Consider the following 14,644-nt stretch of genomic DNA (forward strand, 5'->3'; position numbering starts at 1 on the left):
TTGAAACCGTCCGGGTGCGCCCGGACAGCGCCCGCCCCGCCCCTACGGGCGGGCACTTTGCGCTCCCCCCGGGCCGGGCGCTGCCCTCTGTTTCGCGAGACCTGTTATGACCAAAGAACGCCTTTATCTTTATGACACTACCCTGCGCGACGGGCAGCAGACCCAGGGCGTGCAGTTTTCCTCTGATGAGAAACACCAGATCGCGCAGATGCTGGACGCTCTGGGCGTGGATTACATTGAGGGCGGTTGGCCCGGGGCCAACCCCACCGACAGCGCCTTTTTTGAATCAGCCCCCAAAGTGGCCGCGAAGTTCACCGCCTTTGGCATGACCAAACGGTCCGGTCGTTCGGCAGAAAACGACGACGTGCTGGCCGGGGTGCTGAACGCGGGCACCGGTTCGGTCTGCCTGGTCGGCAAATCCAATGATTTTCACGTCGAGACCGCGCTGGGCATATCTCTGGCGGAAAATCTCGACAATATCACCCGCAGTTTTGAACACCTGAAAGCGCTGGGCCGGGAAGCACTGTTTGACGCCGAGCATTTCTTTGACGGCTATAAGGCCAATCCGGGTTATGCGCTCAAATCCCTGCATGCGGCCTACGGCGCCGGCGCACGCTGGATTGTGCTTTGTGATACCAATGGCGGTGTGTTGCCCCATGAGGTTGCCAGCATCACCCGTGCGGTAATTGAAAGCGGCATTCCCGGCAGTCACCTGGGCATTCACACCCATGATGATACCGGCAATGCGGTGGCCAATTCGCTCGCTGCGATTGAGGCGGGTGCGCGCCAGGTCCAGGGCACGCTGAACGGGCTGGGCGAGCGCTGTGGCAATGCCAACCTGGTGACTCTGATCCCGACACTGAAGCTGAAACAGCCCTATGCGGATCAGTTTGACATTGGCGTTTCTGAGGATGCGCTGGCCAGTCTCGTGCGGGTGAGCCGAACGCTGGATGATATCCTGAACCGGGTGCCGCAGCGTTCCGCCCCCTATGTGGGCGCCTCGGCCTTTGCTCATAAGGCCGGACTGCACGCCAGCGCGATCCTGAAGGATCCCAGCACCTATGAACATATTGCCCCCGATACAGTGGGCAACGCGCGCATCATTCCGATGTCCAACCAGGCTGGCCAGTCTAATCTGCGCAAACGTCTGCTGGACATGGGACTTGAAGTTGCCGCCGGGGCGCCGGCGCTGGGGCGCATCCTCGAGCTGATCAAGCTGCGCGAGGATGAGGGTTACAGCTATGACACCGCCCAGGCCTCATTTGAGCTGCTGGCGCGCCGCGAACTGGCGTTGCTGCCGCAGTTTTTTGAGGTGAAACGCTACCGGGTCACGGTGGAGCGGCGCAAAAACAAATATGACCAGACGGTGAGCCTCTCGGAAGCGGTCGTGGTGGTGAAAATCGGCGGCGAGAAGAAACTCTCTGTCAGTGAAAGCATGGATGAGGGCGGCCATGACCGTGGCCCGGTGAACGCGCTGGCCAAAGCGCTGGCCAAGGATCTCGGTCCCTATCAGGCGATCATCGATGATCTGCAACTGGTGGATTACAAGGTGCGCATCACCCAGGGCGGCACCGAGGCCAAAACCCGGGTCATTATCGACAGCGAAGACAGTGCCGGGCGGCGCTGGTCCACCGTTGGGGTGTCGGCCAATATTGTGGACGCGAGTTTTGAGGCGCTGCTGGACGCAATCAACTGGAAACTGGTGCGCGACGGGGCAACCGTTGGGGCCGGCGTTGGCGTAGTGCCCGGATCAGGAACGGGCGCATGAGCATTCAGGCCTGCGCTGAGCTGGTGCACCGTGGAGATCCCGACCGCTTTCTGGCCACGATGACGGCGCCGCTGGCCGCGCGCGAAATACTGTTGCCGATCTATGCGTTTAACCTGGAAGTGGCACGCGCGCCCTGGGTGACGAAAGAAGCGATGATCGCGGAAATGCGGCTGCAATGGTGGCGCGATGCGCTGGAAGAAATTGCCACCGGCACCACAGTGCGCCGCCATGAGGTGATCACACCACTTGCAGGCGTGCTGGACGATGAGGCCGCCCGCATGCTGGACGGTCTGGTCACCGCGCGCAGCTGGGACATTTACAGCGATGCGTTTGAAGATCAGGTGGCGTTTGAGGCCCATATTGAAGCCACTTCGGCCACGCTGATGTGGGTGGCAGCGCGTGCATTGGGCGCAAAGCAGGAAAAGGTGTTCCGCGCCATTGGCTATGCCAGCGGTATTGCCTCCTGGTTCCGCGCCATTCCGGAACTGGAGAACCAGGGCCGCAAACCGCTGGTGGATGGACGGGCTTCGGCGGTTGCGGCTTTGGCCGAGGGTGCTCTTGCCCGGCTCGCCACTGTCACGACCGTGGAGGCCGCAGGGCGCCCGGCAGCACTGGCGGCCTGGCAGGCACGGGCGTTGCTGAAACAGGCGGCCCGTGAGCCGGCCCGCGTGGCGGAGGGCAGTCTTGGCATCTCCGGTTTTGCCCGGCACGGCAGTCTGATGCTGGCGCGATTGCGCGGCCGGGTCTGAGCGCCGCCCGGCCCGATCACTGCCAGGCCTGACGACTGACAGGTTTTAACACAGCCAGGTTTAAGCGCTGACTATATCGGGCGTACTATGGACGGGTAGTAGTCTGGACGGCCTGTGAGCTGGACGGGCAATGGCTGGACGGGCTGTGGCAGCCGGAACCGATGCAGTCTCTGTCATGTGGCAGCTGATTCAGGTTTGGTGCGGTTAAGTGCGGTGATGGCGCAGCACAAACAGGCGGATGGCGGAGGCAAGCCCGCTGTCGGCGCCTCTTGCTGCATCGATCTCGGCCGCAAGCACATTGATCGGCTGGCCGCTTTCGGCGGCGATGTCGCGGAACGCCTGCCAGAACTCGTCTTCCAGCGACACTGAGGTGCGATGGCCACGCAGGGTGAGGGAGCGTTTTTGTGGTCGGCTCATCTGTCCGGCTCCCGCTCAGCTTTGTTGGAAATGGCATTGCCGTTGTCCGCCACTTGTGTTTTTGGCTCCGGGGCGTCTGCACCCTGTGTTTCCGACCTGTCAGCATCCGAGCCGTCCAGCTTTGCGCCGTCAAGCGCTGAACCGGCGCGCGCGCTGTCAAACGCCTCAACCTGTTTCTGCGCTTTTGTACGGCCAAAGTTCACAGCATTTTCATCAGCCTGCTGCCGGGCTGTGTCCCGTGCCCGCTGTTTGCGGACACGGTTGAGATTTATCGGCTTGCTCAAGCTTTGGGGCCGATCATCTGTTCCGGGCGCACCACCCGGTCAAAGGTCTCGGCGTCCACAAATCCAAGCGCGATGGCTTCTACTTTCAGCGTGGTGCCGTTTTTATGCGCGGTCTTGGCAACTTTGGTGGCGTTGTCATAGCCAATCTCAGGCGCCAGCGCGGTGACCAGCATCAGGCTTTCGCGCATCAGCTTTTCGATCCGGTCGCGGTCGGCCTGAATGCCCACCACACAATTGTCGGTGAACGTGGCAGAGGCATCGCCCAACAACTGCATCGACTGCAGCACGTTATAGGCCATCATCGGTTTGTAGACGTTCAGCTCAAAATGACCCTGGGTGCCGGCAAAACCAACCGCCGCATCATTGCCCAGAACATGGGCGCAGACCTGGGTGATCGCTTCGGCCTGGGTCGGGTTTACCTTGCCGGGCATGATCGAGGAACCGGGCTCATTTTCTGGCAGGATCAGCTCGCCGAGACCACAACGCGGGCCGGAGCCGAGCATGCGGATGTCATTGGCGATTTTGAACAGCGAAGTGGCGACGGTTTTCAGCGCGCCGGAAATCTCGACCATGGCGTCATGGGCGGCGAGCGCTTCGAATTTGTTGGGGGCGGTGACAAAGGGCAGGCCGGTGATGCGCGCCATATTGGCAGCTACGGTTTCGCCCCAGCCTTCTTGTGTGTTCAGCCCGGTGCCAACAGCAGTGCCGCCCTGGGCCAGCTCATAGATGGCACCAAGCGCCGTTTTGACGCGGCGGATGCCCATCGCCACCTGGTGGCTGTAGCCGGAAAATTCCTGCGCCAGCGTCAGCGGTGTTGCGTCCATCGTATGGGTGCGGCCGATTTTGATGATGCCGTCAAACTCAACCACTTTGGCTTCCAGCGCCGCGTGTAGTTTTTCCAGGCCGGGCAGCAGCACGTCATGCGCCGTCATCGCGGTGGCGATATGCATGGCGGTGGGGAAGGTATCGTTTGAGGACTGCCCCATGTTGCAATGGTCGTTCGGGTGCACCGGGTCTTTGGATCCGATCACGCCGCCCATGATTTCGATGGCGCGGTTGGCGATCACCTCGTTGGAATTCATGTTGGACTGGGTGCCGGAGCCAGTCTGCCAGACCACCAGCGGGAAGTTGTCGTCAAACTTGCCGGCAAAGACTTCTGAGGCGGCCTGAATGATTGCGTCGGCCTTGTCACCGTCCAGTTTGCCGCTGGCTTTATTGGCTTCAGCACAGGCCTGTTTGATCACCCCCAGCGCGCGGACAATGGCCACCGGCTGTTTTTCCCAGCCAATGGGGAAGTTGAGCAGGGAACGCTGTGTCTGAGCGCCCCAGTATTTGTCTGCGGGAACCTCAAGCGGGCCAAAGCTGTCGGTTTCGGTACGGGTGTCGGTCATGGGCTGCTCTCCTGACAATAGCGGGTCGGGAAAAACCTATAGAGTGTCGCAGGCGACTGGGCAATCAGCCAGAGGGTCGCGGGCGAGAATGTTGGCGAAAACATTGCCCCAACCCGCTGGCCGGCACGTTACTGTTGGTGTCGGGTGTATTCAAAAATGCGCGCCGGCGGCAGGTTGGCCCAGACCGTACCACGGTGGCGGCTGGTCACGCCAAGCTCTGCCTGCATTGTTTCTGAAAGCGGTGATTTGCGGCTGTAGGCCAGTTGGGTCATCACCCCGTCCCGGGCCATCACTTTAAGCGCCGGGACGACAATGGCGCGCTGCAACTGCGGCCGGGCCAGCAGCGGCACACCAGAGACCACGGCGCTGATATCGCTCAGACCAATATCGGCGATGTCCTGTGCGGTGCGGTTCAACACGGTGACTCCAGGAAATTTCTCGCGCAGGTGTTCGCAAAACAGCGGGTTCATTTCCAGCAGGGTCAGGCGGGACGGATCGACGCCGCGCGCCAGAATCGCCCGGGTGAAAACCCCGGTGCCCGGGCCGATTTCAACCACCGGCCCCCGGGTGTTTTCCAGCCCCCTGGTGATCAGACGGGCGGTGCGGGCGCTGGACGGCGCAATGGCGGCAATCTGGGTCGGGCGACGGATCGCTTCACTCAAAAATACTGCAATATCAATGGCCATGTCCGCTCTCCGTAAACGCATTTTTTCAGTACACTTATGCAAATACTTCGAACGAAAACAACTGCCTACAGGCTGTTGTCACGAAAAGTTCACAATATTAGCCTGTCATGTTATTTGCGAAACTTGTCCAGGCTGACAATTTCGGCTTCCTTGTGCCGGTGGTGATCATCTTCAATCGGTTCCGGCGGGATGAAGGCTTCGACCTCATCATCCTGCTGCCCCGACTCTTCCTCATCGTCCTCATCCTGTGTTTCGAAGCGCAGGCCGAATTCGACGGACGGATCCACAAAGGTGCGGATGGCATCATAGGGAATATAGAGCGGCTCAGGATTGTCCCCGAAGTTCAGCGTAATGGCGAATCCATCGTCATTCACTTCGAGATCCTCAAACCAGTGTTGCACCACCACGGTCATTTCCCGCGGGTAACGGTCCGACAGCCAGTCTGCAATGGCGACATCCGGGTGTTTGGTGTCAAACGTGATGAAAAAATGGTGCTGCCCGGGCAGTCCACTGTCCGCCACATCGAGGAGAACTTGTTTGATCAGGCTCCGCATCGCGCGGTGCATCAGATTCCCGTAGTCAATTGACCCAGTCATTTCGGTACCTTTCGAACTGTAGCTCCAGCATAGGGGATTCGGCCCCAAAGGGAAGGGCAGCTGTGGCTATGGCGGCGCCGCTGGTGCGTTAAACCAGCGACAAAAGCCAGCCACTGCCGGCGCTGATAAACAGCACCGGAATCAAGCCGAGGCGCAGGCGCAACAATAACAGTGCCGCCAGTGCCGTAAGCGACAGGGCAATGAGGCTGACGCTGCTCCAGACCGGGATCAGCAGCTTGACCGGACCGGGGGACCACAGCGACAACTCGCCGAACATAACATTGAGCGCAAACCACACAGACAGGTTCAGAATCACCCCGGTGACAGCGGCGGAGATCGCGCGCATTGCGCCATGCAGCCGGGGTTTGGATGACAACATCTCGATGTAGGGCGCGCCGAGGAATATCCATAAAAAACAGGGGGTAAACGTCACCCAGAGGGTCATCAGTGCCGCCAGAACACCAGCAGATATGCCGCCACCGGTCGCGGCCTGAAACCCCACAAACTCAGTGACCAGGATCAGCGGGCCCGGGGTGGTCTCCGCCAGACCCAGCCCGTCCACCATGGCCTGAGGCGTCAGCCAGCCGCGGTTGGTCACCACGTCCTGCGCCATCCAGGCCAGAACCGCATAGGCGCCGCCAAAAGTGATCACCGCCAGGCGGGAGAAAAACAAGCCGATTTCAAGCAACCGGTCAGCGCCTGCCGCCCAGGCCGCCAGCAGCGGCGCGGCCCACAGGCCGCCCCAGATTGTGATTGTACGCAGCGGCGTGGCGCGGACTGTGTGGCTTTCGCCTGCAGTGCCGCGTGCCGTGAACGCGCCCCAGGCGGCAGCGGCGGCGATAACCAGCGGGAAGGGCAGGGCCAGGGCAAAGAGCCCGAGGAACGCCAGCAGGGCCAGCACCCGGTCGGCCTTTGTTTTCAGGGCTTTCGCCGCCAGTTTCATCAATGCCTGGATCACCACGATGACCACCGCGGCCTTGATGCCCAGAAACAGAGTTGAGACCAGCGGCAACGTGCCCCAGAGCGCGTATCCGGTGGCCAGCGCCATCATCACCAGGGCTCCGGGCAGCACGAAGGCAAGCCCGGCAAACAGCCCGCCGGCGACGCCGTGCAGGCGCCAACCGGCATAGGTGGTCAGCTGCATCGCTTCGGGCCCGGGCAGCAACATGCAAAAAGACAGCGCCGACAGGAACTGCGCTTCTGAAAGCCAAGAGTTTTCGTCCACCAGTTCCCGGTGCATCACCGCAATCTGCGCCGCCGGGCCGCCAAAGGACAGAAGCCCGATGCGGATGAAAACACGGGCGGCTTCAGAAAATGAAGGTTTTTTCATGGGTTATCCTCGCGACGCCGGCCAGTCATGGCCTTCATTCTGCCCGTCGCGCGCCCAGCGATAGAGGGCGTCATATAGCGTCATGCCAGCAGACAATTGTTGATGATCATCGCGGTACTGGCGCGACAACCCGACGGAAATGGCCAGCAAACCCGCCGCTTGCGGCACAAGATCATGGCGGTTGGTATCCGCCGCCCGGACCACCGCCGCCAGGCTGTGCAGCGCCGGCAGATCCAGGGCGAATTCTTCCACCATCGTGTCAAAGGTGCATCTGTCGCCCCGATGGCTCCAGAACGTGCCCTCAATGTCAAAAGGGGTTGCGCCAAACCGGTCGGCAACATCCGCGACTTCACCGGGGCTGACAAACAGAAAACGCGCCTGCGGGTCGACAAAACGACGGATAAGCCAGGGGCAGGCGATGCGGTCAATTTTTGGCCGGTGCCGCGTCACCCACAGGGTTGCGCCCTCTGATCTGGCGGGCACTGCGGCGGCCGGAACGCAGGGCATGCCACTGTCGCGCCAGCCAAGGTTTCCGCCGCCAAGATATTCCGCGTCTGTGCCGTCGGCCCGCAGCCAGGCCACTACGCCCTGACTGAGTTTTTTACCCTTCTGGCATGTGACGACAATTTTTCCACCACGCGCTGCGTCCTGAATGGCAGGCAGGTCACGGTGCGGGATGCGGATCGCGGTTGGCACCAGACAGGGATCGTCGTCAAAGTCTGCATCAATGCGGACATCAACGACCACCGGAGCTTCGGGGGTGCCGAGAAGGCGGATTAACTGATTTGGGGTGATTTCATTCGGGGCTGACATGGGCATCCTTACTGGGTTAACAGGCGGCCTGCGGAAGCAGACCGAGGATGCGAAACTCCGGTTCAAAACCTCACGGGGTATTCGCGCGCCCCATACAGCGGGTATTGCAAACAGGGTCTGCACTGTCAACAGAGGCCGCTATATCCCGCCAGACTCAGACATGCGCTGCCACCGGATTTGACGGGGGAAATTTCGATGCCACAGAAAACGCGCACCGGATCAGAGACCGGCAGGCGGCAAGGCTTCGGGGGCAGCGCGTCCGCACAATAAGCGGCACCGCCAGGCAACCCGGCGCTGAGGCCCGGGCGCAACAGCCACCGCGTGCGCGCGGCGACAAAATCTGTGGATGCGCAGCGGCAATGACTGTGGGCGTGCGGCGACAAACACTGGCGGAGCGCGACGACAAAGGCTGTGGGAGTACAGCGACAAAGACATGGGGAGGGAGTTAGGTGCAGGTTTCTGTTGCCAGGTACCTGCGAACCCCGCCAATCGCTGCTAAGCGAAAGGACTTAAGGTTTCGATTTCTCGAACTGCTTACGCAGCAAGAGCCATCGGAGCTTTGTTGTCATTTGCAACTAGCTTTAATGAACCGATAACGGTGGTATCTCACCGAGACAAAGCTAACTCCTTTAGACGTCCGTCGATCCTGTTTCGACCCCATGGTCCCCAAATGAAGGAGGTTTGGTGGAGTCGCCGGGTACCGCCCCCGGGTCCGATCCGCTTATTACGAGCGCGTTTATGTCCATAGCCGAAGCCCGTTTAATGTAGGCGTCCCGCGGGGCAGGTTCAAGAGCCAAACGCACCGCTTTTAAATTAGCCGCGGCTGCAGAAAAAACATGTTAAATGCAATTGGTGTCTTGCGCGGTTTCAAAAGACAGTTAGACACCGGAAATCTGATTCCGACACCAGGCGCATGGAGACGATATTGAACCAGGCTGTGAACACACCAAACGACCTTTACGGGATTGAAAACTGGGGCATGGATCTGGTGTCCGTTCTGCCCGACGGCGATCTGGCGCTGGCCAACCCGATCGCCCCCGATATGCCCCATGTCAGCCTGCCACAGATCGTCAGTGATCTGCGGGAACGTGGCATCGCGGCACCGGTCTTGCTGCGGGTCAGCCAGTTTCTGGAACATGGGATTCAATCGATCAACGGCTGTTTTGAGCGCGCGATTTCGCGGGTCGGCTACAAAGGTGTCTATCGCGGTGTGTTCCCGATCAAGGTGAACCAGCAGGCGCAGGTCATTGACCGGATTGTCGAATTTGGCCGGCCCTATTCTTATGGGCTGGAGGCCGGTTCCAAACCCGAACTGGTGATCGCGCTGGCGCATAAACTGGCGCGCGAGGCGCTGATCGTGTGCAATGGGGTGAAGGACGCGGAATTTATCCGCCTCGCGATCCTGTCGCGCCGGCTGGGGTTTAACACCGTGATCGTGCTGGAAAGCCCGAAAGAGCTGGAAACGGTGATCGAGGTGGTTGAGGAGCTTGGCGAAGAGCCTCTGCTCGGCGTGCGGGTCAAACTGACCAACCGGATTACTGGTAAATGGGCCGAAAGCTCTGGTGACCGGTCCACCTTTGGCATGAACACCGATCAGCTCGTCGCGGTGCTGGACAAGCTGCGCGATTCCGGGCTGCTGCATTGCCTGAAACTGCAGCATTCCCACCTTGGCAGCCAGGTGCCCGACGTCAACGATGTGCGCCGTGCCACCACCGAGGCCTGCCGCTATTTTGCCGAGTTGAAGGCCGAAGGCGTGGAGCTGACCCATCTGGATCTCGGCGGCGGCCTGGGTGTTGATTACACCGGTGAAAAAAGCGCTGCGGTGAATTCGATCAACTATTCGATGGCGGAATATTGCGACAATGTGGTGGAAACCGTGGCTTATGCAATGGATGAGGCCGGGTTGGATCATCCGACTCTGGTGACCGAAAGCGGCCGCGCCGTGGTGGCGACCTCCTCGATGCTAATATTCGATGTGCTGGAAGCGACGCTTTATGACGCGCCGACCGCGCCAAAACCCGAAACGGACGACCACCACCTGATCAGCGATCTGGCGGCAGTGGCAGGCTACCTGACACCGGTGCGGCTGCAGGAATGCATGAATGACGCCTCTTTCTACCGGGAAGAGCTGCGGGCCTTGTTCCGGCGCGGCTATATCAACCTGCGACAGATGGCGCGTTCCGAGCGCATCTACCTGCATCTGATGTCGCAGATCAAAGCGTTGGCGGCCAAAGAAGATCAGCCCGCCGAGGTCCAGGAAGCGCTGGACCAGCTTGCCGATATCTATCACTGCAATTTTTCGCTGTTTCAGTCACTGCCCGATGTCTGGGCCATTGATCAGCTGCACCCGGTGGTGCCGTTGCAACGGTTAAATGAACACCCGGACCGGCGCGCGATTCTGTCTGACATCACCTGTGATTCCGACGGCAAAATCGACAAGTTCATCCTCGGGGATGGTCCGGCGGCCTCAATGCCGGTGCATTCGCTGCGCGAGGGTGAAACTTATTACCTGGGCGTGCTGTTTGTTGGTGCCTATCAGGAAACGCTGGGCGATCTGCACAACCTGTTCGGCGACACGAATGTGGCCACCATCGAGCTGCGCCCGGACGGCGGTTTTGACCTGCTGCACGAGCAGGAGGGCGATACCATATCTGAGGTAATGTCCTATGTGGAATATGATCCGCGCGACTGTGTCGCCGCCTTCCGCAAGCTGGTGGACGAAGCCATTTCTGCCGGAAATCTGAAATCGGCAGACCGCAAAACGCTGATGGCGGCTTACCGCGACAGCATCAACGGCTATACTTATTACGAATGACACCTCAATCTGGAGAGATACGGATGGGTAAAACACTGGTTATCGGGGCAGGGGGCGTCTCCTCTGCTGCCGTGCATAAAATGGCGATGAATGCGGATATCTTTTCCGACATCACCCTGGCTTCGCGCCGCAAGTTCAAATGCGATGACATCGCGGCTGAGGTGAAAAAACGCACTGGCGTCATCATCAAAACGGCCGAGGTCGATGCGATGGATGTGGCCGCCGTGGTGGCTTTGATCCGCGACACCGGCGCTGAACTTCTGGTCAACCTGGCGCTGCCCTACCAGGATCTGAAACTGATGGACGCCTGTCTTGAGGCCGGAATCCACTACCTGGACACCGCCAACTATGAGCCCGAAGACGAGGCCAAGTTCGAATATCACTGGCAGTGGGCCTATCAGGAACGCTTCAAAGCCGCTGGCCTGACCGCGATCCTGGGATCAGGTTTTGATCCGGGCGTGACTTCGGTCTTTGCCACCTGGCTGAAAAAACACAAGCTGGACACCATCCGCCAGATCGACGTGCTGGACTGTAACGGAGGTGACAATGGCATGGTGTTTGCCACCAACTTCAACCCGGAAATCAACATCCGCGAAGTGACTGCCGACGTGCGCCACTGGGAAAACGGCGACTGGGTGACCAGCCCGGCGATGACCCATAAAGTGGCCTATGATTTCCCGGCGGTGGGCGAAAAGAACATGTACCTCATGTATCATGAGGAACTGGAGTCGATGAAAACCCACTTCCCCGAAATCGAACGGGCACGGTTCTGGATGACCTTTGGCGACGCCTATATCAACCACGTGCGCGTTCTCGAAGGCATCGGCATGACCTCGATCGCACCGGTGATGCACAATGGTCAGGAAATCATCCCGCTGCAGTTCCTGAAGTCGGTGCTGCCGGATCCGTCGGATCTGGGCGCTCTGACCGTTGGCAAAACCTGTATTGGTGACATTGCCACCGGGCTGAAAGACGGGGTCGAAAAGACCTATTACATCTACAATATCTGTGACCACGAAGAATGTTACGCCGAAGTGGGCAGCCAGGCGGTGTCCTATACCACCGGCGTGCCGGCGATGATCGGCGCGGCGATGGTGCTGAAAGGCATCTGGCGCGATCCTGGTGTGTGGAACATGGAACAGCTGGATCCGGATGGGTTCATGGATATGCTGAACAGCCAGGGTCTGCCCTGGCAGGTGCATGAACTCGACGGTCCCGTCGACTTCTGATGAAAATCCGCGCGGAGCGTGCCGGCGATCAACAGGCTGTCCATCGGCTGACCGAAGACGCCTTCGGTCAGCCAGACGAGGCCCGCTTGATCGGCATGCTCCGCGCTGACGGCGATGTGGCGCTGTCGCTGGTGGCAGAAGAGGGCGGTGTCCTTCTTGGCCATGTGCTGTTCTCGCCGATGGCGGCGCCAGTCAGGGTACTGGGACTGGCGCCGCTCTCAGTGGCACCGCACTGCCAGAAACAGGGCATCGGCGCGTTGCTGGTGCGCAAAGGGCTGGAATTGGCACGGGACACAGGCTGGCAGGCGGTGTTTGTGCTGGGCGATCCTGGCTATTACGCCCGTTTTGGGTTTACTTCGAAGGCTGCCGAAGGGTTCGAAAATCCTTTTGCAGGCCCTCATTTTATGGCGCTGGAACTCCATCAAGGCGCGCTCTCAACTCCTTTCGCGGTGGGTTATGCGCCCGCGTTTGCCAGACTATAAAGGACGCCCTATGGCCGAAATGATGCAGACTCAGGCAGGCGACGCTGGTGCGTTCCGGGAGTTCGATCTCTCCCGTGTGCCCTCACCCTGTTTTGTCGTCGATGAGGTGGCGGTAGAGGGCAACCTGAAGGTGCTGGCCGATGTGGCTGATCGTTCTGGCGCTGTTGTGCTCTCCGCGCTCAAAGCATTTTCGATGTTTGCGCTCGCCCCCATGGTGTCACGGTATCTGAGCGGCACTTGCGCCTCCGGCCTTTTCGAGGCCCGCCTGGGGCGCGAAGAATACGGCGGTGAACTGGCCACCTACTGTGCCGGCTACAAGACCAGCGAGATCGATGAGATCATCGCGCTCAGCAACCATGTGATCTTCAACTCCGTGGCGCAGAAGGACCGCTTTCTGCCCCGTATCCGCGCCGCTGAGCGCCCGGTGCAGGTCGGTCTGCGCCTCAACCCGGAACATTCCGAGGGCGAGGTGGCCAGATACGACCCCTGCGCCCCGTGCTCCCGTCTGGGAATGCCGGTGTCGCAACTGACGGCTGAGGCGCTCAACGGTGTTGACGGGCTGCATATGCACACGCTGTGTGAACAAGGCTTTGAGCCGCTGGCCCGCACCTGGGCCGCAGTGGAGCCAAAACTCGCGCCGTATCTGGGCCAGCTGAAATGGCTGAATTTTGGCGGCGGGCATCATATTACCCGTGACGATTATGACCGCGAAGCCCTGGTCAAGTTTATCCGCGATCTGCGTGAACGGACCGGGCTGACCATCTATCTGGAACCGGGCGAGGCGGTGGCGCTGGACGCGGGCATCCTGGTGGGTGAAGTGCTGGACCTGCCGCAAAACGGCATTGATCTGGCGATCACCGATATCTCCGCCACCTGCCATATGCCCGACGTGATTGAAGCCCCGTACCGCCCGGCGCTGCTGGATGAGCAGGAAAGTGGCCATCGTTACCGGTTGGGCGGGCCATCGTGCCTCGCGGGGGATGTGATCGGTGACTACACCTGGGCCAAACCGCTGGCGATCGGGGATCGTTTTGCTTTTCTCGATCAGGCGCATTATTCGATGGTGAAAACCAATACGTTCAACGGGGTGGCTTTGCCTGCCATCGCCTTGTGGAACAGCGACACTGACGATCTGCGCATGGTGCGCGAATTTTCTTACGACGATTTCAAATCCCGGCTTTCGTGAGGCGCTTATGACCATTTTTCTCGACAGTGAACTGACTGGTGCTGAACGCTCAGAAACCGCCCGCTTCCGGGTGATCCCGATGCCGCTGGAGCGCACAGTCTCCTACGGTTCCGGCACCGCGCTGGGGCCCGCGGCCATCATTGAGGCTTCAAACGAGCTCGAGCGTCTGTGCAACGGTATTGAGCCCTGCGCCAGCGGTGTCTTTACCGAGGCGCCGGTGGACTGTACCGGGCCGATGCCTGAGGTTATGGAACGGCTCGCCGCCCGCACAGAGGCGGCGGTGATTGCCGGTCAGATCCCGGTGACCCTGGGCGGGGAACATTCGCTGTCTTATGGTGCGGTCACCGGCGTGGCGCGTGCGCTGGGAAAACCTGTGGGCATTGTGCAGATCGACGCTCATGCCGACCTGCGTGTGGCCTATCAGGGCAACAAACATTCCCACGCCTCCGTGATGCATCTGCTGAGTGAAGCGGGCGTGCGCCTGGCCCAGTTCGGCGTGCGCGCCCTGTGTCAGCAGGAAGTGGACAGCCGCGTGGCCAACAATGTGTTCTATGTCGATGCCGAAGAGCTGGTCACCGGCAATGTGCTGGCCGTAGATCTGCCCGACGATTTCCCCGAGTTGGTCTATGTCTCCTTTGACGTGGACGGGCTCGACCCCTCGCAAATGCCGGCGACCGGCACGCCTGTGCCCGGCGGGCTTGGTTATTATCAGGCGCTGCGGCTTGTGGAACATGCGCTTAAAGGCCGGCGCTGTGTTGGTCTGGACGTGGTGGAGCTTGCACCCGACGGCAACGCCGCCTGGGATTTTACGGCCGCCCAGATCACCTACCGGCTGATGGCGGCGGCGCTGGCGTAACTGCGCCTCACCGCTGCCATGAAGCAGGGCGCCCCGGCGACG

The 14,644-nt window shown here is 60.4% G+C and carries 14 protein-coding genes and 1 other RNA gene; 7 read left to right on the forward strand and 8 right to left on the reverse strand.

Features of this window, described 5'->3' with window-relative positions; translation table 11 throughout:
• Nucleotides 1-106: 106 nt before the first annotated feature.
• Both cimA and DWA01_RS17450 read left to right on the forward strand, forming a co-directional pair.
• Nucleotides 107-1,768 carry a citramalate synthase gene (gene cimA, locus DWA01_RS17445; protein WP_114287089.1) on the forward strand — a complete coding sequence of 554 codons (1,662 nt, stop codon included), beginning with the start codon at nt 107-109 and terminating at the stop codon, nt 1,766-1,768.
• Nucleotides 1,765-2,517: a squalene/phytoene synthase family protein gene (locus tag DWA01_RS17450; RefSeq protein WP_114287090.1), complete on the forward strand. Its 753-nt coding sequence runs from the start codon at nt 1,765-1,767 to the stop codon at nt 2,515-2,517. The genes cimA and DWA01_RS17450 overlap by 4 nt, the downstream gene beginning before the upstream one ends.
• A gap of 204 nt (nt 2,518-2,721) precedes the next feature.
• On the opposite strand, the gene DWA01_RS17455 is transcribed toward DWA01_RS17450, so the two are convergent.
• The 8 genes from DWA01_RS17455 to ssrA all read right to left on the reverse strand — a co-directional run bounded on the left by DWA01_RS17455 (nt 2,722) and on the right by ssrA (nt 8,828).
• Nucleotides 2,722-2,934 (reverse strand): ribbon-helix-helix domain-containing protein, encoded by a 213-nt coding sequence (locus tag DWA01_RS17455; protein ID WP_114287091.1) that lies wholly within the window; start codon nt 2,932-2,934, stop codon nt 2,722-2,724.
• Complete coding sequence (locus tag DWA01_RS23970; protein WP_114287092.1) at nt 2,931-3,218, reverse strand: DUF4169 family protein; 288 nt, start codon at nt 3,216-3,218, stop codon at nt 2,931-2,933. The genes DWA01_RS17455 and DWA01_RS23970 overlap by 4 nt, the downstream gene beginning before the upstream one ends.
• Entirely contained in the window at nt 3,215-4,609 is a 1,395-nt protein-coding gene (fumC, locus tag DWA01_RS17465) for a class II fumarate hydratase (RefSeq protein WP_114287093.1), read from the reverse strand. Before fumC ends, DWA01_RS23970 begins: the two co-directional genes overlap by 4 nt.
• Before the next feature lie 128 nt (nt 4,610-4,737).
• The gene (locus DWA01_RS17470) at nt 4,738-5,295 is read right to left on the reverse strand and encodes a class I SAM-dependent methyltransferase (RefSeq protein WP_114287094.1); all 558 of its coding nucleotides are present in this window, start codon (nt 5,293-5,295) and stop codon (nt 4,738-4,740) included.
• 110 nt (nt 5,296-5,405) lie between these two features.
• Nucleotides 5,406-5,891 carry an SspB family protein gene (locus DWA01_RS17475; RefSeq protein WP_114287095.1) on the reverse strand — a complete coding sequence of 162 codons (486 nt, stop codon included), beginning with the start codon at nt 5,889-5,891 and terminating at the stop codon, nt 5,406-5,408.
• Nucleotides 5,892-5,979: 88 nt separating this feature from the next.
• Nucleotides 5,980-7,221: a chromate efflux transporter gene (chrA, locus tag DWA01_RS17480; protein WP_114287096.1), complete on the reverse strand. Its 1,242-nt coding sequence runs from the start codon at nt 7,219-7,221 to the stop codon at nt 5,980-5,982.
• A gap of 3 nt (nt 7,222-7,224) precedes the next feature.
• Nucleotides 7,225-8,034: a chromate resistance protein ChrB domain-containing protein gene (locus tag DWA01_RS17485; protein WP_114287097.1), complete on the reverse strand. Its 810-nt coding sequence runs from the start codon at nt 8,032-8,034 to the stop codon at nt 7,225-7,227.
• Nucleotides 8,035-8,482: 448 nt separating this feature from the next.
• Nucleotides 8,483-8,828, reverse strand: a transfer-messenger RNA (tmRNA) gene (gene ssrA / locus DWA01_RS17490).
• 119 nt (nt 8,829-8,947) lie between these two features.
• Here ssrA and speA point away from each other — a divergent pair.
• The 5 genes from speA to speB are packed head-to-tail and all read left to right on the forward strand — an operon-like array spanning nt 8,948 to nt 14,602.
• Complete coding sequence (gene speA, locus DWA01_RS17495) at nt 8,948-10,849, forward strand: biosynthetic arginine decarboxylase (protein WP_114287098.1); 1,902 nt, start codon at nt 8,948-8,950, stop codon at nt 10,847-10,849.
• 23 nt (nt 10,850-10,872) lie between these two features.
• Complete coding sequence (locus DWA01_RS17500; RefSeq protein ID WP_114287099.1) at nt 10,873-12,078, forward strand: saccharopine dehydrogenase family protein; 1,206 nt, start codon at nt 10,873-10,875, stop codon at nt 12,076-12,078.
• Entirely contained in the window at nt 12,078-12,560 is a 483-nt protein-coding gene (locus DWA01_RS17505; protein WP_114287100.1) for a GNAT family N-acetyltransferase, read from the forward strand. The genes DWA01_RS17500 and DWA01_RS17505 overlap by 1 nt, the downstream gene beginning before the upstream one ends.
• A gap of 10 nt (nt 12,561-12,570) precedes the next feature.
• Nucleotides 12,571-13,746 (forward strand): carboxynorspermidine decarboxylase, encoded by a 1,176-nt coding sequence (gene nspC, locus DWA01_RS17510; protein WP_114287101.1) that lies wholly within the window; start codon nt 12,571-12,573, stop codon nt 13,744-13,746.
• A gap of 7 nt (nt 13,747-13,753) precedes the next feature.
• On the forward strand, nt 13,754-14,602 hold the full coding sequence (gene speB / locus DWA01_RS17515; RefSeq protein WP_114287102.1) for an agmatinase: 849 nt from the start codon (nt 13,754-13,756) through the stop codon (nt 14,600-14,602).
• Nucleotides 14,603-14,644 lie beyond the last annotated feature (42 nt).

The sequence above is a fragment of the Candidatus Halocynthiibacter alkanivorans genome (genome assembly GCF_003333265.1).
Lineage (GTDB): Bacteria > Pseudomonadota > Alphaproteobacteria > Rhodobacterales > Rhodobacteraceae > Halocyntiibacter_A > Halocyntiibacter_A alkanivorans.